Below are 18,288 nucleotides of genomic sequence, written 5' to 3' on the forward strand. Positions count from 1 at the left end.
GCCTCGACGGTTCACCCCGTCGGGGCCTTCCTGTTTCGCAGGCAAGCTACGCGGATTTCCGACGCCGCGCCGCACCGCTTCATTCGGATCGCGGGCGTCAGTTGGGCAGAAGAGGCTCCGACCTCTCCAGCAGTTCGCGGTGACCGAGGAGCTCGGGCGCAAGCGGCGGAACCGCCTCGAGCTTGACGGCGAAGGCGACATCAAAGCCATCATCAGCCGCCATGGTCACCAGCAGGTGGCGCAAGTCGGACGCGCACTCGACCTTGAATCCGCTCAACGCATAAACATGGCGCAGCCTGTCGTCCGAGAAACGCCGGCGCAAGGCTGTCGACAACAAACGTGGCAAGGTCATCGCCAACGCGCTCGCTTCGTCGAATGACAACGCGATCGTCCGGAGTTCGCCGGCCTGCTCGGGAAGAGCGATCGTGATCCGGTCTCCCTGGGGAGATACGTCGCAGGATTGGACGCGCATCAGGCGTTGCCCTCCTCGAACACATGGTAGCCGACGAACCCGCATAGTGAGGCTCGTCAGGTTTCCACGGCTATCCAATGCGGAGGTGACCGACACTCCGATTCTTACTTTCAAATCGGAAAGCCGTTCCCTCGGAAGATGGATTACCGCCTCCCGATGAGAGCAAATGGTCGGCGGCCTACCAGCCGGGATAGAGCGCGAAGAGGCGCGCCCAGTCCGCCAAGGCATCGTTCGATTTCATACAGTCGATGGCATCGGCAGCATGCCAGGTGCAAGGAACGCGCCTCAGCCAGACATTGTCCTTTCCGGCCCGATAGAGCCAGATGATCGACGCCGCCAGCATCTGCCGCTCGTCAGACATGCTGCGATAGTCGGAACGCCAGCGCTCCATCCCCGAAGGATTCACCTCGTCGAGATCGAAGTCATATCCGGCGGGCCGAACGGCATGGTGATGAAGCCCGGCACCGTATTCGAAAAAGAGCGCCCCGAGACGGTAGCTCGCAATCACGGATCGCAGATGTCGGTTGAACGGTCTCGGCGCGTCATCGCGATCAAGAACGGCCTCGACACGAATCAGGTCTGAAAAGCGTTCGATGTCGCGTTCGTCCAAATCCAGCCTGCTTCCGACGAGCCTGGTGAGACGGAAAGCGGGGAAGCGATCCTTGGCAGCCTCCGGGCATCGCAACGCAAGCTCCACCAGCGCGAGCGCGTCGGGAAGATCATGTTCGTTCCCGGGAGCAATGTCGCGACAACCTGAAGCCGAACTCACATCATAGAGCTTGGCAGCGCGCTCTACGCCGGACATGTCACTCTTTCCCTGGTCGCTGCTCACGCGCCAGAAGCGCGCGCTTGCGCCTGACGCCCCAGCGGTAGCCGGAGATCGAGCCATCCTTCTTGACGACGCGATGGCACGGGACGAGGACTGCGATCGCGTTGTTGGCGATCGCCTGCGTCAGATCTCGCGGATCCCGCGTGCCGAGCTTGGCTGCCAGCACACCGTAGCTGGTCGTCTGGCCCGCGGGAATCTCCCGCAGCATCGTCCAGACCGTCACTTCGAAGGGCGTGCCCCGCATATCGAGTGGGAGACCGCAATCGCGCGCGGGATCGCTGATGATGCCAGCGACCGTCTCGATGGCATCGGCCAACACGTCCTGATCGGCCTGCAAATCGACGTCCGGGAACCTGTCCCGCAGGACGTCTTCCATTTGGCTGCGCGATGCAGCGAATTCCAGCGCCACGATACCCTTGTCGGATAAGGCGAGGATGAAGTCGCCGAGAGAGCCGTTCCCCCATGCAAAGCGGATGATTTCACGCATGTCGTTTGCCTTCGTATTTCCAACACGAGGAGATAGACGGCTACAGGGGCCAGGGGCGCTCCGATCCTTGCTTTCAAATCGGAAATCAGAGTTCCGCAACTCTGCGAACCTGTCCTCGGAAGGCCGAGCGCAACATCCCGACAGGGATCCTTCAATATCGAGTTTGAAGGCAAAAACCGGAGTGCCCGCTCGTAACACGTCCCTAGCTTGCGGATATGCTGTCCAAGATTCCGCCGGGCTACAAGATCGTCTACGAGAGCAGCGGCAATGCCGGCTCGATCATCGAATTGATCCCCGAAGGCGAGGCCTTGGCCCAATGGACCGAGATGCTGACCGTTCAGGTCTTGCGCAACGATAAGGGTTGGACGCTATCGGGGTTTCATAGGGCGATGCAGGAGTTGTGGGCGGATATGTGTCCCTGCGGCTCGACCACGATCATCGAGCGCGGCCGTGAGCGGCTTCGACCTGTGCTGATTTGGTCTCATGCCTGCCCCCTCAACAAGGGCACCGGAAAGGCGGAGAACGCTTGGTTCAAGGCCTCGATACGCGGCAACTATGTTGTCGTGGTCCAAAAGGCCTTCAAATTCAGCCCCTCCGATGAAGCGATCTCCTTCTGGATCAGCTTCCTCAAGGAAATCCGCGTCAACCATCAACGCCGTCCCTGATGATTTCGTGGATCAGTTGCTCCCCTCGCTGGCGGACATCTCGGAGCCGACAGCCTGGGCAGCCGCGATCGCAAAGATTCGCACCCGATTGAGCAAGCCAGCCCACCCCGGCCTCAAGCTACGCTCCGAAGCCCCCTGCTCTGCAACGCCATCTCGGAACTACGGGATGAATTATAGCGTTGCCGCTGCATGGACCGAGCAATGGTGATGTCCGTGTCGCGAATCGTTTTCGAACTGCTGACGAAGGTCCAGGCAGCCTTGATGTGTGGATGTCTGTTGCTGGCGCCCGTAACCGCACAAGCCCTCACCGCCGACGAGGTGAACCTAGCAGGCCGTCCGGCTGGCATGAAAAGCAATGTGAAGCGCCCCAACGCATCGATCGTCAAGGCTCAGGTCTTGCTAGCCCGTCAGGGGGTCTCTCCCGGGGAGATCGACGGACTGGACGGCGACAACTATCGGAAGGCCATCGACCAGTTCCGTCGCCGCGAAAATCTCGGAACCGGCGAGATCATCGACGCACCGACATGGCAGGCGCTCGAAGGGGACGTCAGCTCGGACATCGTCTCGGACTACGTCGTGACGAAGGACGATATCAAAACCCGGTTCGTCCGGCGCATCCCTCACGATTACGCTCGCCAGGCCCGGATGAAGCGGCTCGGCTACAGGAACGCGCAGGAGATGTTCGCCGAACGCTTTCATATGAGCGAGGGCCTTCTCAGGGTCCTCAACCCGCGAACGCAGGATCGGAAGCGTGAAGAAACGCTGCACGTCGTCTCGGTCGGTCGAACCGCTCCTTCCGACGAGGCGCGAACCGTCGAGGCCGACAAGGCCAACGGCATGGTTCGAGCGCTCGATGCGATGGGAAAGGTGATCGCGATGTATCCGGCGACGATCGGCAGCGAGGATACCCCATCGCCCGAGGGCGAGTATCAGGTGGTGAGGGTCGTGAAGAACCCGACCTATCACTACGATCCGGTCAAGAATTTCCAGCAGGGGAAGAATAAGCGCAAACTGGTGCTCCCCCGGGGTCCCAACAACCCGGTCGGCACCGTCTGGATCGAGCTGTCCAAGCCGACCTTCGGCATTCATGGTACGCCGGAGCCTTCGAAGATCAGCAAGGCGTCATCGCATGGCTGCGTGCGGCTCACGAATTGGGATGCCGAGGAACTGGCTCAGCTTGTCAGGCCCGGCACGACGGTCCGCTTCACGCAGTAGGCAGCACCACTGCGGCTACTCGCTTCAACCGGCGACGGGACAGGCGCCGTCCCTCGCGACTGTGGGATCGTAGGCCGATGGCCAGGCGCGAACGCAACGATATTGAAATTCGCGATGATGAAGAAGGGCCGGGTGCCATCGTTTCCTTCCCGTTCGACGCCGCTGCCGTCGAACGCTTTCGGGACGCTTTTCCGAGAGCGCGCTGGAACAACGACCTGGCTGCTTGGCGGATCCCGGGCACGACGGCGATGCTTCGCGCGGCGCGATGGCTCGATCGTGAGCTGCCGAGCGCCTTCAGCCTCGCCGACCAGCGCGGCCGCGATTCCTTTTCGTTCGAGCCGATCGTCAGCCCTTATCTGGAGGTCGCCGATGAGCTCGTCGTGCGCACCCCTTATTCACCAACCGTCGTCGACGAATTGCGCGCGGTTCCGTGGGCGTGGTGGAACGGAGAAGACAAGGCTTGGCACGTACCATTCCGCTCGATCGATGAACTTCGCAGGAGATGGCCGGCGATCGAGGCCGCCGCCGAACGCAGCGAGCCGGAAGTTCGAAGGCAACGGCGCGAAGCGGCGAAATTCTCGCCCGAGTACGAAGACGCCAAAGCAGCGATGACTGAGCGGCGCCGCCGGCGCTATCCTGTCCCGGCGAGCGAGCAGCCGCCGCTCGACAGAGTGGTCATGTCCCATCAAGGACCGCTCGTCGTCCTCGAGGTTACCGGCGAGGTCGTTCCCGCGGAGACCGCCGCCCGGCATTACCCTTGGAGTTCCGGACAACCCGACGATCTGGTCTGGGCATTGTGGCGTCGCCCGACGCACGACGAACTTGTGAAAACCTGGCCTGCCCGACATCCCACCGCGGTGAGCGCCCTCCTCCGAGGATGGTGGCAACCCACGCTTGAGCAATTGCGCACGGCCCGGCGATCGGCGAGTTCGTTAGAGCGCGCTCGAGAAACGCGCCGAGATAGCAGTACTTTACGCTTGAACCGGACCTTTGTGCCGTTTCGATGAGGAGGTGGATGCGGTTCTGGAGGAAGCCAGGAGAGATTCCCGGCAGGCGATCCGGATGGTGCTGCGCAATCTCGTCGTCATAGCGGACGACGCCGATGCTGCTTCGTCGCGCGGGTTCTTGCGCGGTCACTTTTCAGAGGGTCAGCGCCGATCGCTGCGGCAGGATGAGGACCCTTCCCTGCGCTCGAAACCACGGTGATTCGCATGCGAGCGCCGCTGGATGAATCACGAATCATGTACCTCCACGCCCAACCTTGGCCCGGAAAGCGCATCACCGCCGAACCAGGCGGGACCTTCCCCGCGACTGGCGGGACGCTTCCAGTGCGAGTGGAATTTACTTCACGCCAGGTTGAGGAACGAGACCTGCCACAGCTCAAAGCATATCGTGGCCTACGGTTCGATGGGTCCGATCGATGGCCGACGGTCGCTGCTACGACGCCAATCTTCTCATCGCCGAAGCGAGGGCGTGGCGATTATAGGGCTTGGAAAAGAACAGGCCGCGGTCCGGCATGTCCTCGGCGGCCACGGTGCGATGACCAGAGACTATGATGATCTCGATCGGAGGCCAACGGTCGCGAACATATTGGGCGAGCTTCACACCATCCATAGAGCCCGGCATCTCGATATCGGTGAGCACGATGTGGATGTCGGACCGCGACGCTAGAATCTCTATTGCCCGGCCGGCATTGAATGCCGCCACGGCCTCGAACCCCGCCTCCTCCACCATGTCGATCGCATCCATCAGCAGAAGCGGCTCGTCTTCGACGATCAGGATAGTCGGTCTCACGTGGGGGCTCGGATGGATCATCCCGGCCTCGACGATTGGACCACAGCCGTTGCGACGGCGAACGCTAGAACCGAGCCCCAATTCGTCGAAACGGGACTGGATCGCATCAGTTCCGCCAATGGGGAGAATTGACGGGTGGGCGTCATTATCCCGATCGGAAGAAATGGGCGATCCACCCAGTGGGGCTTCCTCCAGATTGTAAGCGGTGCATTGACAGGACGACTTGGCAAATGATGTGTTGCCGCTCGATTTGACATGGCATCTTCAGGTGCGCTCGGATTGATTGCGCGGGGGAAGACGCTTGAACAGGGAGCAAGTGCGAGGCGCGGATGCGCGTTCCACCGAGATCGAGCGCATGCGGATGTTCAGTCGCATTGCCCGCGCTGTCGCCGGGGAATTCGACCTCGCGGAACTGGTCGGCCTCGTCACCGATGCAGCGACCAAGTGGTCCGGAGGAAAGTTCGGCGCCTTCTTCTACAATCAAGTCGACGAAAAGGGCGAAATCTACAGCCTCTACACGCTGTCGGGGGTACCGAGATCGGCCTTCGCCGATTTCGAGATGCCGCGTAAAACAGCGGTGTTCGCGCCAACGTTTGATGGCACCGGCGTCGTTCGCTCGGACGATATTCGCAAGGACCCCCGATACGGATTGAGCGCTCCGCATTTTGGCATGCCTCCCGGCCACTTGCCCGTCGTGAGCTACCTCGCGGTTCCGGTCATCTCGCGAACCGGCAGCGTTCATGGCGGCATTTTCATTGCTCACGATGAGCCTGGGCAATTCGACGAAGAGGCGGAGGAGATCGTCAAGGCGATCGCCGCTCACGCTGCCATTGCCATCGACAACGCCGCGCTTCTTGCTGAGGCGCGTCGGGAATCCGAGGCCCGGAGGGTCGCGCAGGAAGCCAACGCGAAGCTCGCGGCAATCGTAGCCCATTCCGACGATGCAATCGTGAGCAAGTCCCTCGACGGCACGATCACGAGTTGGAATGCCAGCGCCGAGCGCCTGTTCGGCTACACCGCGGAGGAAGCGATCGGGCAGCCGATAACGATGCTGATCCCTGATGAGCGACTGCACGAAGAGGATATGATTATCGGCGGGGTTCGCGAAGGACGCCGGACCGACCATTTCGAAACCCTGCGGCGGCGCAAGGACGGATCGCTCATTCATGTGGCGCTGACCGTTTCACCGATCCGCAGCGAGGATGGCGTGATCGTCGGCGCGTCGAAAATCGCGCGCGATATCAGCGAGCGTATCCAGGCGCAGGAGCAGCAAGCCCTCCTGATGCGCGAGATGAACCACCGGATCAAGAATCTCTTTGCCCTGACCGGCGGGCTGATTTCGCTGAGCGCGCGATCGGCCACTACCGTGGACGAGTTGACCAAGAAACTTCGCGAACGGCTTACTGCCTTGGCTCGCGCTCATGATCTCACGATCTCGGCCGACGCCGAAGCCGATCGCGCCTCCACCGACCTCCTCAGCCTCGTCCGTGCACTTTTATCGCCTTACGAGGCGGCGCATCGGGAGGCGCTGGAGATTTCTGGGCCAGAGGTTTCCGTTGGAGGGTCTGCTTTGACGGCTCTTGCCTTGGTATTGCACGAGCTTGCGACAAACGCGGCGAAGTATGGTGCTCTCTCCTCTCCGCAAGGTCGGCTCAACGTCAAGCTCGTGCACGAAGGCGAGACGGTGAAACTCCACTGGACGGAGCGCGGCGGCCCAACGATTGCGGGAACTCCCGCGCAGGCGGGCTTCGGCAGCAAGCTGGAAAAGGCGACGCTGAGTGGGCTCGGCGCGACAATCGAGCGGAAATGGGATCCCGAAGGTCTGTCGCTTTCGCTCGATCTCCGGATGGATCGACTGAACAGCTAGGCCGACGATGTCGGTGTGAAGGCGCCTAAGCCTTCGCTCTCCTTGGCGATCGAGAGGCGGTTCAACCAAAACTGTACCCAATTGTCGGACTTGGGTACAGTTTTGGAGAGATGCACCGATCACATCCGGTATTTTGGCCGCCCACAGCGGGCCTCCAGGTCCTCGCGCCGAAGGATCCCACACATGAGGAACTGGTCAGGCCTGGCCCGCGCGACGGCCGACCCTGCCGGGCGCCCTCCTCCGCGGATTGTGGCAGCACACCCTTGAGGAGTTGCGTGTCACCCGGTGCGAGGCGAGATCCGTGGAGCGCGCTCAGGAAACACGATGCCGCGGCGCTTCCGAAGATCGGCCGGGCTAAGTCCGTCTCAATTTTTTAGCTTTGGCATCTTGGCAGAGTGCCGCGGCGCGCTAATTTCTCAGAAATCCGATCACCCAGCTACGGGGAAGGAATCATGCCATTCTCATCGTTGAATGATCCGGTCGATCTCGCTCGAGCGCAGGCTGCTTTGGATGCCGCGTGGGATGAAATCAGATCGACCATTCCCGATGCGCGAGATGAGAAGGAGCGGACCAGATTAGCCTATATCGTGGCCTCTCTGGTCGCCATTGCAGAAGACGAAGATGATCTGAAGAGGCGCGCAGTCGAGCGCTATCGACAGTCGGCCGAGAATACCGCCGCTTGATCATCGGAACCCGGACATTGGCGACCTCCAGATGGCATAAGTTCTGACGGGTATCTGCTCGGGTTACGTAGCCGGTTTAACAGGCAAGGGCTTTATTCAGAGCAGTATGGGCGGCTTCGTCGCCGAGTTGCGACAGGCCAAAGGCGATAGCCGCTTGGATTGCCAGGTGAGCAAGCGCGTCTGGAGCGAGCGGACCGAACTCGCAGTGCAATGTGCGTGTTTCACCGGCCCGAGCGAAACCGACGACAACCCGCCCGATCGGGTTTCCGTCCTCATCGGGTTCTGCGCCGGTCACGCCGGTGATGGCAATCGCGCAGTCCGCTCCACTACGTTCGAGGGCGCCGAGAGTCATTGCCTTCGCCACCTCCGCATGCACGGCGGTGCATTCCGCGAGAAGCGGCCTAGGGACGCCGACCAGCTTCTCCTTGGCTGCCTTCGTATAGGTGACAAAACCTCCGGCAAGAGCCAGGGCTGCGCCGAACGGACGGGACAGCGCATGCGCCATCGCGCCGGCCGTGCAGGATTCGACGGTCACAAGCCGGATCCGCAGGCTGCATGCCGTCGCGATCAAGCGCTCCGCCAGGACATGGAGCCCGGGAAGCGCCGAACCGTCGAATACCTTATGACTGGCGTTCTCTGACATAGCGGTGATCCGTGTGGCGGCCTGCGTAGTCGCGGTCGATCTCCTCGATGAGGCGGTCGCCGTCGTCGCGATCGACCTTGCGCAGGATGGTATCGAGCCCCTCGAAGCTGGCGGCCTGACCATGGCTCGCCTGGTCGTTGGCAGAGGCGAACCAGCCGAAGACCTAGTGGCCGACCAGGCTGATCAGGAAGAAGCCGCCGGTCACCCAGGCAAATCCGAATCGGGTCCAGATCGAGTGTTTCATTCACCGCTCCCAGTCCCGCGGGGCTTCGAGAAGCATCGCTGCCAGACGGAACTCCGATCGGCAGCCGGGGTTCAACCCGCACACCGCATCATTCAGGAGCGCCCCATGCCGACGAAACCGCCAAGCATCCGAGACGACCCTGAACACAACAGGTTCGTGATGGCGGTTCCCGCCGGCGAGGCCTTCGCAACCTATCGGCGTCTCGACGATTATCTGGTTGTCTCCCATACCGAGGTGCCATCAGCCTCGCGCGGTCAGGGTCTCGGTTCGCAACTCGCGGAAGCGCTGTTCGAGCACGCGCGCGGCCGCGGAGAACGTATCGTCCCGGCCTGCTCGTTCATCGCGGCCTGGGCAAGGCAGCATCCTGAATACCAGGACGTTCTCGCCCAGCGGACGGAGCGGACGTGATGATCGACCATATCTCCGTTGGCACCAATGATCTCGGAAACGCGCGCACATTCTATGACGCGGTCCTTGCGGTACTCGGGATTCGGCTTCTCAGCAGTAGCAATAAATCGGCCGACTATGGCGTGAGCAGCATTCTCTTCAGCATCGAGACACCCGTTGACGGCAAGAGGGCTTCCAGTGGCAACGGGACCCACATCGCTTTTGCTGCGGGTAGCCGAGAGATCATGAACGCCTTTTACCATTCCGCGCTCGCCAACGGTGGCACCGACGCTGGCGCCCCGGGTGTGCGCCGAAATTGCGACGCTCACTACTATGGCGCCTTCGTCTTCGATCCCGACGGCAACAAGATCGAGGCCGTCACCCGTTCATCCAAGTGAAGGAGGACGACATGCCTGCAAAATCAGCCGCTCAACAGAAGGCCGCGGGCGCCGCGCTCGCCGCAAAGCGCGGAGACATCAAGGAAAGCAAGCTCAAGGGCGCTTCGAAGTCGATGGAAAAGTCGATGAGCGAGAGCGAACTCGAGAAGATGGCTTCGACCAAGCGCAAGGGAAAACCCGAGCACAAGAGCAAGCACTGACTCGCGTTTCGAGGAAAAAACGATGACATCACACTTCGAACCGCCCTTCCCTGAGCAGCAGCAATCGATGCCGGGGCGCACCGATGCCATGACGCCCCGACCGGACCATGGCGAGGACAGCTATGTCGGCTCGGGTCGTCTCGAGGGCAAGCGCGCCATCATCACCGGTGGCGATAGCGGCATCGGGCGGGCTGTTGCCATCGCTTTCGCGCGGGAGGGCGCGGACGTCCTGATCTCCTATCTGAACGAGGATGAGGATGCCGGGGAAACCCGCGGTTGGGTTGAGAAGGCCGGACGGAAAGCCGTGCTGGTATCCGGCGACATCCAGGAAGCGGCCCATTGCCGCCAGATCGTCGACCGGGCCGTGGCCGAACTCGGCGGCGTCGACATCCTCGTCAACAACGCTGCCCATCAGGCCAGTTTCAAGAATATCGACGACATTTCGGACGAAGAATGGCAACTGACCTTCGCGGTGAACATCCACGCGATGTTCTACCTGACCAAGGCTGCCGTCCCGCACATGAAGCCTGGTTCCTGCATCATCAACACAGCCTCGGTGAACGCCGACAAGCCCAATCCGACCCTGCTCGCCTATGCCACGACCAAGGGAGCCATCCAGAACTTCACCGGCGGGCTGGCGCAGTTGCTGGCGGAGAAAGGGATCCGGGCCAATGCCGTAGCCCCCGGGCCGATCTGGACACCGCTGATCCCCTCGACGATGACGGGCGAGAGCGTCACGCAGTTCGGCAAGCAGGTCCCAATGAAGCGGCCGGGACAACCGGCGGAGCTCGCGACGGCCTATGTGATGCTCGCCGATCCACTCTCGAGCTACGTCTCGGGCGCCACCATCGCGGTAACTGGCGGTCATCCGATCCTGTGAAGCGGGTCAATCTTTGTTGAGCTTCCCGAGATTGCCGGGCAGGCCCGAGAAAGGAAGATCGTCCGGCTTGAGCAAGCTGTCGGACGGTTCAGGACCATGGCTCTTTTCGCCCCTGCGCGCCTCATTCCAGTGCCGGATCTTGTCTGTAAGCCGTAGAAGCTCGGCTGCCTGCGGAGAACCTGCGGGCGCGTCGCTCAGCGCGGCGGCGCGCTGTACGGCAGCCTCATATTCCTCATGATTTTTGAAAGTCATGGTTGGAGTCCAATTCGGATTGGTTGCTTGCAGCAATCTCGTCGAGGAGTTCGGAAGCGGCTCGCGACAAAGCCTCCGGCGGCGCCATATCTTCCTGAAGATGCCATTCCACGAAGTCCCGGCTCTTCCCGGCTCTCTCCGCCAGAAGCGCCACCCAATCGCGGTGCGGGTAAGCTGCATTCATCCGCAGCGCGAGATCCCGGCCGGAAGTAAACGGTTCGGACGAAAGCATCAGGGACTCCTGTACACTCCGAAGAGAAAAAGACCCCGCCGGATGTCCGGCGGGGCCGCGCGCTCAAGCAGCCTTGCGATTGATACCGTCCAGCGCGAGCTTGGTGAGTTTCTCGTCGGTCGCGGCTTCCTCGTCGAGGTTCTGCTTTAGGAGCGACGCGCAGTCATTGCGACCGAGCTGCTTCGCCCAAGCGACCAACGTGCCGTAACGCGTGATCTCGTAGTGTTCGACGGCCTGTGCGGCGGCGATCAGGGCCGCATCGAGAACCTGCTTGTTCTCGACTTCGCCGGCGACGTCATTGGACTCTTCCAGAATGCCGTCGATCGCCGGGCAGGTAACGCCCTTCTCCTCGACCCCATGGAGGCGGAAAACCTCCTTCAGGCGGACGATCTGGCCCTCGGTTTCCCGCAGGTGCGTTTCGAAGCCGCTCTTCAGATCCGCGCTCGTCGCCTTCGCGGCCATGTCGGGCAACGCCTTCTTGATCTGGTGCTCGGCGTAATAGATGTCCCGTAAGGTATGGACGAAGAGGTCGTCCATCGTGGCGATGTCCTTTGAAAACCAACCCATTGGATTCTCCGTCTGGTGCAATCCCCCAGTCCGTGAAACTCGAACGAGTCGATCCGATGGTTGTTCCCGCGAAATGAGCCATCGCCTGGTCCCGGGGCGTTCGTGCCGTTCCGAGCTCCATAATGAGCGGCGCCCTATCCTAAATGCGAGGGCGATCCTCCGTCCGGCTTTCCCACAAAGTCATCGGCCGATCTCTTCTCCTCAAGCCGGTGGCTCTGAACTCTCGCCTCTCCCAGCGCCATATCGAGAAAATAGGACACGCTGCCGAGTTCCAGGAAGGAGGCCAAGTCTCGCACTTCCATGATCTGCGCGATCATCTCGTCGATTTACCCCGACGTCAGGCTTCGATGCTTCACCACCGTTCTGCCCCTGTCGTAAGGGCAGGTTATGCAGTTAGCCGGCATGGTTGCAAGGCAGGCAGCCCGCGCTTCCGAAGCGAGTCGCAGAGCCACTCGGAATGGTATCCAATTACTGGATGCGCGGGTCCGAGGAAGAGTCGGAACCAGTCGACGATGTTTCATCGGCTGCAACAACCCGCTTGCGCGCCCGGCGGGCGCGGCGGCAAAAGTCCTTTTGCATCTCTTCCAGTCGAGCCTGATCGAGTTCCTCCAGATCGAGCATTTCCTCGCGGGCGCCCTCCAGCTTCACGATCAGTTCGTCCAGCTTGATCTGCATCGCGGCGGTATCGCGGTTCTGACTGTTCTGGATCACGAAGACCATCAGGAAGGTCACGATCGTCGTCGAGGTGTTGATGACCAACTGCCAGGTGTCGCTGTAGCCGAAAAAGGGCCCCGATAGCGCCCAGAGAACCACCAGCGCCAAGGCAATGAAGAACGTCTCCGGTCTGCCCGTCCATGCTGCGGCCTTGTGGGCGAACCTCGTGAAGATCGAAGTCTTCCTGAAGGAAGAGCCATTGTTGCGACAGGACATGTTGAGCCTCCCTTAAGAGCATCACAGAAACCAAATTGGCCATCTGATGTTCCGGCTGACGATCAGGGATCCAGCCCTGTACGGACACCGGCGAACAATCTCTGCTCAGCGTCGTTCCTGTTGCGTGGATGAGGTGGCGTCATGAAACGTTTGCGGCTTTCGGCTTTCGGCTTCGACCGGCACGTCGCCAAGTTCATCGCCAGGGGCAGTTCCCCGGGGCTCGAGCGACCGCTGAAGTTGCTGACCCGCATCGCGGACGAGCACTTTCTGCTTCCGGCAGTCTCGCTTTACTGGCTTGCTTCGCGCGGGGAGCAGCCATCCGGTCGCCGTACTGCGAACCATCTACTTCTGACGATGGCCACGACGACGGTGCTGCCGCATCTTCTCAAGAAGGTCATTGCCCAGGAAAGGCCGGATCGCCTCGAGATCCATGGCGATCGCCATGGCGTACCCCGCTCCGGGAAAGCCTTCGACGCATTTCCCTCAGGACATGCCGTTCACATGGGTGCGCTCGCTGCCGCGCTATCGAGGATGGTTCCCTCTCATCGCATGCTCATCTGGAGCGTCGCTTCGTTCCTCGCGCTGACTCGCGTGGGATTGCTGGCGCACTGGCTCAGCGATGTTCTGGCCGGAGAGGCCTTGGGCGTCGTGACCGAGAGCCTGGTGCACGCTGCCGATCGGAACCCGAAGACTTGAAGTGCGCAAATGGCTCTCGCCGACCGAACCAAGACCGCCCTGGATGAATCCCGGATGATGATGCTGGGTGCCCAAATCCTTTTGGGCTTTCAACTCCAGGCGCCGTTCCAGGACGGGTTCTCGAAGGTATCGAGCAATGAGAAGGCGGTCGAGCTCGTCGTCCTGGGCTTGATCATCGTCGTCGTCGGGTTGCTGATAACCCCGAGCGCCCATCATCGGATCGCGGAGGACGGCGAGGCCGGTTCCCGCTTCATCGAGTTTCTGACCCGGGTATCGGTGGCCACCCTGCCCGCCTTTGCGATCGCGATCGGACTTGATCTCGGGCTTGCCGGAACGCGGATCGCCGGTCTGAGCGCGGGGATTGTGGGTGCCGTGCTGGGCGCAGCGCTGCCGTTGGCGATCTGGTTTGGGCCATTACTCTTTCATCATCCGAGCGAGGAGGAGACCATGCCGACCTCCGATAAGAAAACCCCACTCGACGCCAAGATCGACTACGTGCTGACCGAGGCGCGCGTCGTGCTCCCGGGAGCTCAGGCCCTGCTTGGGTTCCAGCTTGCCATCGTGTTGACCAATAGCTTCGAGCAGCTATCGCCCAGCCTGAAGGAGATCCATGGCCTCGCCTTGGGGTTGATCGCGCTCGCGACCGCGCTCCTGATCGCCCCGGCGGCTTACCATCGCCTCGTCTACGCTGGCCGGAACGAACCAGAATTCCATCGCCTGGCGAGCCGTTTCCTGCTCCTCGCTACCGTGTTCCTTGCCCTGGGGCTTGCGACCGATACCTATGTCGTGGTTTCGAAGATCATCCACCACGCTTGGATGGCAGCCTCAAGCGCAATCACTGTCGCCGTCCTGCTCCTTGGGCTCTGGCACATATGGCCTTGGTGGCGTCGATCAGCCGTAGAGTAAGAAGCCCGTGCGTTCCTGCGAGGTAGCCGAGACCCTTGGCGGTTTCGAAACGTCCGGCCCCGTGGGCACTTCCTCAAATCGCAGTAATCGCCATGCCGACGACAGCCGCGGCCATCGCCGCAGTGGCGAGCCAGCCGAGCACCTTCAGTGCGTGCCCGATGACGAACTGCTTCATGATCTTCGGATCCGATGCCAGGAGCATCAGGATCACCATGATTGGCACGGCGACAACGCCGTTGATGATGGCGCTCCAGACCAACGCCTTGATCGGGTCGACCGACGTGAAGTTCAGGACGACGCCTATAGCCGTCGCTATCGAGACGGCAAGGTAGAAGGCCTTCGCCTCGCGCGGCTCCCGGGAAAGACCCACCGGCCACTTGGCCGCCTCGCCGATCGCATAGGCTGCCGATCCGGCTAGGACCGGAACGGCCAGGATTCCCGTCCCGAGGATGCCGAGCGCAAAGATCACCTTCGCGAAAGAGCCGGCGATCGGCTCTAGGGCCTTGGCGGCATCGACCGAACTCTGGATGTCCGTCAATCCCGCCGGGTTCAGGGTCGAGGCCGTCGTCGTCACGATCGCGAGCGCAATCAGATTGGAAATCGCCATGCCGATCACGGTGTCGAGCTGAATTCTTTCGCGCGCGGGTTCGGCCTGTTCCGGATGTTCGACGAGGGGCTCCTCCCTCGGCTTCTCCTTGAGGTCCTCCGCCTCTTGCGAAGCCTGCCAGAAAAACAGGTAGGGGCTGATGGTGGTCCCGAAGATCGCGACGACGATCGACAAGTAGTCGGCACTGAAGGAAAGCCTGGGAAGCACGATGCTGGTGGCAACTGCCAGCCAGTCGACCTTTACGACGAACAATGTTGCGACATAGGTGAGCAGGACCAGCGAAAGCCACTTCAGAACCGCGACGTAACGCTTGTACTCGAGCAGAACCTGCAAGCCGATGCAGATAGCGCCGAAGACGACGACGTAGATATGGGCGGGGCCGCCGACCAGCATCTTCAGCGCATCGCCCATCGCGCCGAGGTCGGCGCCGATATTGATTACGTTAGCGACGAGCAGCGGAACGGTCACGGCGTAGGCGACCCAGCTAGGATAGCAGCGTGCGATATTTCCAGCGATTCCGTGCCCGGTCGTCCGTCCGACGCGGGCACTGATGATCTGGATTGCTACCATCAAGGGGTAGGTCAGGACGAGCGACCAGCTTGCGGCATGTCCGAACTGTGCGCCCGCCTGGGAATATGTCGCAATCCCGCTGGGATCGTCATCTGACGCCCCCGTGACCAAGCCCGGTCCCAACAGCTTCAGCAACCGGGGCTTGCTGGGTTCCACGACCGGATCACGCGCGGACCCGGGAGCGGATCGAGAGGAGGAATCGGCAACCAAGAGTAGCGCTCCCGACGGCAGCTCCCGCCAGGCAAAGGTTGGCTCCGCATTTAGACGGAATATGCCCTGGCAACACGATCAACGACGTTGCCGCCCGACCGGTTCCTCCGAGCGGTTTCCTGCCCCGACGCACCGGGTTCTCTGATTAAATGGAGGCCCATCCATCGCGCTAGGCATCGTTTCGGAGAACCGCAGCGTAGAGCGTTCTCGATGGAGGTCACTGGCCGGTGCCGGAAGGGGCCGCCGAAGATCTCCTAATTATTGAGTGAGCCTGCCATGACGCCTACAAATCAGGTTGCGTCTATCTCGTCTTGATCATCGTGACACGCGCATTGCTTTCGTCCCAGCGCTTTAGGACGTTGAGCGTGACGTCGCTTTGGTGCCGGTGCACGCGTAGGTCGAATTGAGAACCGCCCAGGGTCAGCTCGTGAATGATCACATCGTCGAGGAAAGACGGCAGGACAGGGTCGACCAGCTTGACCTCGTTTGCCGCCGCAGGAAGCTCCAGGCCAAGGCAAGCGGAGAGCATCGCGAACGGAGCTGCCGCGGCCCAGGCTTGAGGCGAGCACGCCACAGGATAGGCCGTCGGCCCACGGCGGGCCTTTCGCAAAAAGCCGCAGAACAGCTCCGGCAAGCGCTGCTGTTCCTGATGGGTCGCGACGTTGAAGATGGCTTCGAACAAGCGCGACGCCTCGAATTTGAAGCCATAGGTGGCGAAGCCTATGGCGATCAAAGCATTGTCGTGCGGCCAGACCGAACCATTGTGATAGGACATCGGATTGTAGCGGACTTCCCCGGCATTTAGGGTTCGGATGCCCCAGCCGCTGAAGCTGCCTTCGCTCATGAGGGTTCGAGCGACCTCTTCAGCCCGCTCCGGAGAGGCAATGCCTCCGAACAGGGCATGTCCCGCATTCGAGGAACGAACTCGGCAGGGACGCTTGTCGCCATCGAGCGCCAGCGCATAGGAGCCGATTTCCTCGCACCAAAAGGCCCGGTCGAAGCGCTCCCGCAACACCGATGCCTGCTGCGTCAGTTCGTCGGCGCGCAAGTCGAGGCCTTGGGCGCGAGCCATGACGGCCCCCGCCCGTTTGGCGGCATAGACATAGGCCTGGACCTCGACGAGCGCGATCGGGCCGCTTGCCAGCGATCCATCGGCGTGGGAAATCGAATCGTGGCTGTCCTTCCAGCCCTGATTGGCGAGCCCGTTTTCAGTCTCCCGGAAATATTCAACGAAGCCGTCTCCGTCGCGATCTCCATATGTATCGCACCACAGGAGCGCAGCCTCGATGTTCTCCCAAAGCTGCTGGATCGTCGCGAGATCGCCGGTACGGTCGAAATACTGGCCTGCCAGCATGGCGAAGAGCGGCGTGGCGTCGACCGAACCGTAGTAAAATCCAAAAGGCACCTCTCCCAGGTTGGCCATCTCGCCACTTCGTCGTTCGTGCAGGATTTTGCCGGGCTGCGCATCGGCGACGGGATCGCTGGTTACGGCCTGTGCGCGCGCCAAATGCAGCAGAACCCCGCGCGCCACCGCCGGATCAGCCCATAGCAACATCATCGCCGTGATGATCCCGTCTCGTCCGAACATGGTCGAGAACCATGGAATGCCGGCATAGGGGTAGAGCCCGTCAGCCCCGTGGGTCATGAGTGTGTAAAGATCCGAAGTCGATCGGCTCATAAGGTCAGTGAAGAGGGCGTTCGACGATCTAACCTTCGATATGTTGGCCGTCAGCGCGCGAAGGCCCCGGCGGGCGTCCTGGTAGGCCTTGGCAAAATCCAGCGGCGGCACACCGGGCGCGGTGCCGATGGGTCTGACATCGCCCCTCGAAGCATCGACCAGATCACAGGCGACGGTCAGGAGAAGCGAGGTCCGTTCGCCGGGTTCGAGGCGGAAGCGGAACGAAGCCAGGCCGTTCGTCAACCGGCACGGCTCCGGCTTGAAGCGCAGGACCGTTCTTCTGACCCTGTCGTCGAGGCCGCGATAAGCGAAGCGGGCCGTCCCCGAGGCGATCTGCGTCTCCGTCTCGCCGCGCCGGGCGCGCTTCATTCCGCGGACTTCGAAGAGATCCCGAAAATCCACATCGAAAGACAAGGACAGCGTGAATTCGTGCGGGACCCGGTCGAAGTTGCGCAGTCCCACCCGCTCGTAACAGACGGCGTTCCAGAGGAACTTCGTCCGCTCCATCGCGATCGCGTCGCGCGGGATGATGGTCGACCCGTCTCCCCGGGTAATCTCCGGATTGGCGAGATCCACCGTCAAGGCCGTGTTATCGTCCTGAATTACCGAACCGAGAAGCAAGGGGCGCTTGTCCTCGAAGAACAGCTCCAGCCGCGAGAGATGCCTGGTGTCGTTGCAGAACAGCCCCTCGGAGGTGTCGGGCGTGATGCCGATGTCGCCATGACTGTCGAGAACCGCGAAGGCATCGCCGGATTTCAAGGTCCGAAGCGGACGCTCGACGAGCGAGGGATGCGCATCAAGGGCGTGATCGGACGAAGGCTCAGATCGTCCGGCAATTTCCGGCTGCCTTGAGGCAACGTTCTGCTCATGCATTCG

Annotated in this window: 22 protein-coding genes; 11 read left to right on the forward strand and 11 right to left on the reverse strand. The window is 61.6% G+C overall.

Translation table 11 applies throughout. From position 1 onward, the window contains the following. Positions 1-97 precede the first annotated feature (97 nt). The 3 genes from AB4Z16_RS26605 to AB4Z16_RS26615 all read right to left on the reverse strand — a co-directional run bounded on the left by AB4Z16_RS26605 (position 98) and on the right by AB4Z16_RS26615 (position 1,788). Positions 98-472 (reverse strand): hypothetical protein, encoded by a 375-nt coding sequence (locus tag AB4Z16_RS26605; RefSeq protein ID WP_441514332.1) that lies wholly within the window; start codon positions 470-472, stop codon positions 98-100. Positions 473-650: 178 nt separating this feature from the next. Then, the gene (locus tag AB4Z16_RS26610) at positions 651-1,277 is read right to left on the reverse strand and encodes a hypothetical protein (protein WP_441514333.1); all 627 of its coding nucleotides are present in this window, start codon (positions 1,275-1,277) and stop codon (positions 651-653) included. Position 1,278: 1 nt separating this feature from the next. Then, complete coding sequence (locus AB4Z16_RS26615) at positions 1,279-1,788, reverse strand: methylated-DNA--[protein]-cysteine S-methyltransferase (protein ID WP_441514334.1); 510 nt, start codon at positions 1,786-1,788, stop codon at positions 1,279-1,281. A 215-nt stretch (positions 1,789-2,003) separates the two neighbouring features. On the opposite strand from AB4Z16_RS26615, the gene AB4Z16_RS26620 reads away from it, so the two are divergent. From AB4Z16_RS26620 to AB4Z16_RS26630, 3 genes are all read left to right on the forward strand, one after another. After that, positions 2,004-2,453, forward strand: coding sequence for a hypothetical protein (locus AB4Z16_RS26620; protein WP_441514335.1), 450 nt, complete (start codon positions 2,004-2,006; stop codon positions 2,451-2,453). Positions 2,454-2,810: 357 nt separating this feature from the next. Continuing rightward, complete coding sequence (locus AB4Z16_RS26625) at positions 2,811-3,668, forward strand: L,D-transpeptidase (RefSeq protein WP_441514336.1); 858 nt, start codon at positions 2,811-2,813, stop codon at positions 3,666-3,668. 77 nt (positions 3,669-3,745) lie between these two features. Continuing rightward, positions 3,746-4,675 (forward strand): hypothetical protein, encoded by a 930-nt coding sequence (locus AB4Z16_RS26630; RefSeq protein ID WP_441514337.1) that lies wholly within the window; start codon positions 3,746-3,748, stop codon positions 4,673-4,675. 430 nt (positions 4,676-5,105) lie between these two features. Here the strand turns inward: AB4Z16_RS26630 and AB4Z16_RS26635 are convergent, their stop codons facing one another. Then, complete coding sequence (locus AB4Z16_RS26635; protein ID WP_441514338.1) at positions 5,106-5,483, reverse strand: response regulator; 378 nt, start codon at positions 5,481-5,483, stop codon at positions 5,106-5,108. Between the two features lie 280 nt (positions 5,484-5,763). On the opposite strand from AB4Z16_RS26635, the gene AB4Z16_RS26640 reads away from it, so the two are divergent. Together AB4Z16_RS26640 and AB4Z16_RS26645 are read left to right on the forward strand one after the other, a co-directional pair. After that, entirely contained in the window at positions 5,764-7,329 is a 1,566-nt protein-coding gene (locus tag AB4Z16_RS26640) for a PAS domain S-box protein (protein WP_441514339.1), read from the forward strand. Between the two features lie 452 nt (positions 7,330-7,781). Further along, entirely contained in the window at positions 7,782-8,012 is a 231-nt protein-coding gene (locus AB4Z16_RS26645; protein WP_441514340.1) for a hypothetical protein, read from the forward strand. A gap of 76 nt (positions 8,013-8,088) precedes the next feature. Here the strand turns inward: AB4Z16_RS26645 and AB4Z16_RS26650 are convergent, their stop codons facing one another. Beyond that, positions 8,089-8,655 carry a CinA family protein gene (locus AB4Z16_RS26650; protein ID WP_441514341.1) on the reverse strand — a complete coding sequence of 189 codons (567 nt, stop codon included), beginning with the start codon at positions 8,653-8,655 and terminating at the stop codon, positions 8,089-8,091. Between the two features lie 4 nt (positions 8,656-8,659). Here AB4Z16_RS26650 and AB4Z16_RS26655 point away from each other — a divergent pair, with 4 nt between their 5' ends. From AB4Z16_RS26655 to AB4Z16_RS26670, 4 genes are read left to right on the forward strand one after another with little or no spacing between them, the layout of a single operon-like run. Next, positions 8,660-9,307: a GNAT family N-acetyltransferase gene (locus AB4Z16_RS26655; protein ID WP_441514342.1), complete on the forward strand. Its 648-nt coding sequence runs from the start codon at positions 8,660-8,662 to the stop codon at positions 9,305-9,307. Then, complete coding sequence (locus AB4Z16_RS26660) at positions 9,307-9,684, forward strand: VOC family protein (protein ID WP_441514343.1); 378 nt, start codon at positions 9,307-9,309, stop codon at positions 9,682-9,684. The genes AB4Z16_RS26655 and AB4Z16_RS26660 overlap by 1 nt, the downstream gene beginning before the upstream one ends. 11 nt (positions 9,685-9,695) lie before the next feature. Continuing rightward, on the forward strand, positions 9,696-9,884 hold the full coding sequence (locus AB4Z16_RS26665; RefSeq protein WP_112764281.1) for a DUF3008 family protein: 189 nt from the start codon (positions 9,696-9,698) through the stop codon (positions 9,882-9,884). 22 nt (positions 9,885-9,906) lie between these two features. Beyond that, positions 9,907-10,764 (forward strand): SDR family oxidoreductase, encoded by an 858-nt coding sequence (locus AB4Z16_RS26670; RefSeq protein ID WP_441514344.1) that lies wholly within the window; start codon positions 9,907-9,909, stop codon positions 10,762-10,764. Between the two features lie 6 nt (positions 10,765-10,770). Here the strand turns inward: AB4Z16_RS26670 and AB4Z16_RS26675 are convergent, their stop codons facing one another. The 4 genes from AB4Z16_RS26675 to AB4Z16_RS26690 all read right to left on the reverse strand — a co-directional run bounded on the left by AB4Z16_RS26675 (position 10,771) and on the right by AB4Z16_RS26690 (position 12,745). Further along, complete coding sequence (locus AB4Z16_RS26675) at positions 10,771-11,016, reverse strand: hypothetical protein (RefSeq protein ID WP_441514345.1); 246 nt, start codon at positions 11,014-11,016, stop codon at positions 10,771-10,773. Next, positions 10,997-11,248, reverse strand: coding sequence for a hypothetical protein (locus AB4Z16_RS26680; protein WP_441514346.1), 252 nt, complete (start codon positions 11,246-11,248; stop codon positions 10,997-10,999). Before AB4Z16_RS26680 ends, AB4Z16_RS26675 begins: the two co-directional genes overlap by 20 nt. A 63-nt stretch (positions 11,249-11,311) precedes the next feature. Continuing rightward, the gene (locus tag AB4Z16_RS26685; RefSeq protein WP_441514347.1) at positions 11,312-11,815 is read right to left on the reverse strand and encodes a YciE/YciF ferroxidase family protein; all 504 of its coding nucleotides are present in this window, start codon (positions 11,813-11,815) and stop codon (positions 11,312-11,314) included. A 468-nt stretch (positions 11,816-12,283) separates the two neighbouring features. Then, positions 12,284-12,745: a low affinity iron permease family protein gene (locus tag AB4Z16_RS26690; protein ID WP_441514348.1), complete on the reverse strand. Its 462-nt coding sequence runs from the start codon at positions 12,743-12,745 to the stop codon at positions 12,284-12,286. A gap of 237 nt (positions 12,746-12,982) precedes the next feature. Here AB4Z16_RS26690 and AB4Z16_RS26695 point away from each other — a divergent pair, with 237 nt between their 5' ends. Then, complete coding sequence (locus tag AB4Z16_RS26695; RefSeq protein ID WP_441514349.1) at positions 12,983-13,441, forward strand: phosphatase PAP2 family protein; 459 nt, start codon at positions 12,983-12,985, stop codon at positions 13,439-13,441. 9 nt (positions 13,442-13,450) lie between these two features. Beyond that, entirely contained in the window at positions 13,451-14,347 is an 897-nt protein-coding gene (locus AB4Z16_RS26700) for a DUF6328 family protein (protein WP_441514350.1), read from the forward strand. Positions 14,348-14,420: 73 nt separating this feature from the next. On the opposite strand, the gene AB4Z16_RS26705 is transcribed toward AB4Z16_RS26700, so the two are convergent. Continuing rightward, a complete protein-coding gene (locus AB4Z16_RS26705) occupies positions 14,421-15,680 on the reverse strand; it encodes an NRAMP family divalent metal transporter (RefSeq protein WP_441514351.1) in 1,260 nt (419 codons plus the stop codon). A gap of 355 nt (positions 15,681-16,035) precedes the next feature. After that, positions 16,036-18,285, reverse strand: coding sequence for an amylo-alpha-1,6-glucosidase (locus tag AB4Z16_RS26710; RefSeq protein WP_441514352.1), 2,250 nt, complete (start codon positions 18,283-18,285; stop codon positions 16,036-16,038). Positions 18,286-18,288: the final 3 nt, after the last annotated feature.

Origin of the sequence: Allobosea sp. TAF32, assembly GCF_052113585.1 — a bacterium.
GTDB lineage: Bacteria > Pseudomonadota > Alphaproteobacteria > Rhizobiales > Beijerinckiaceae > Allobosea.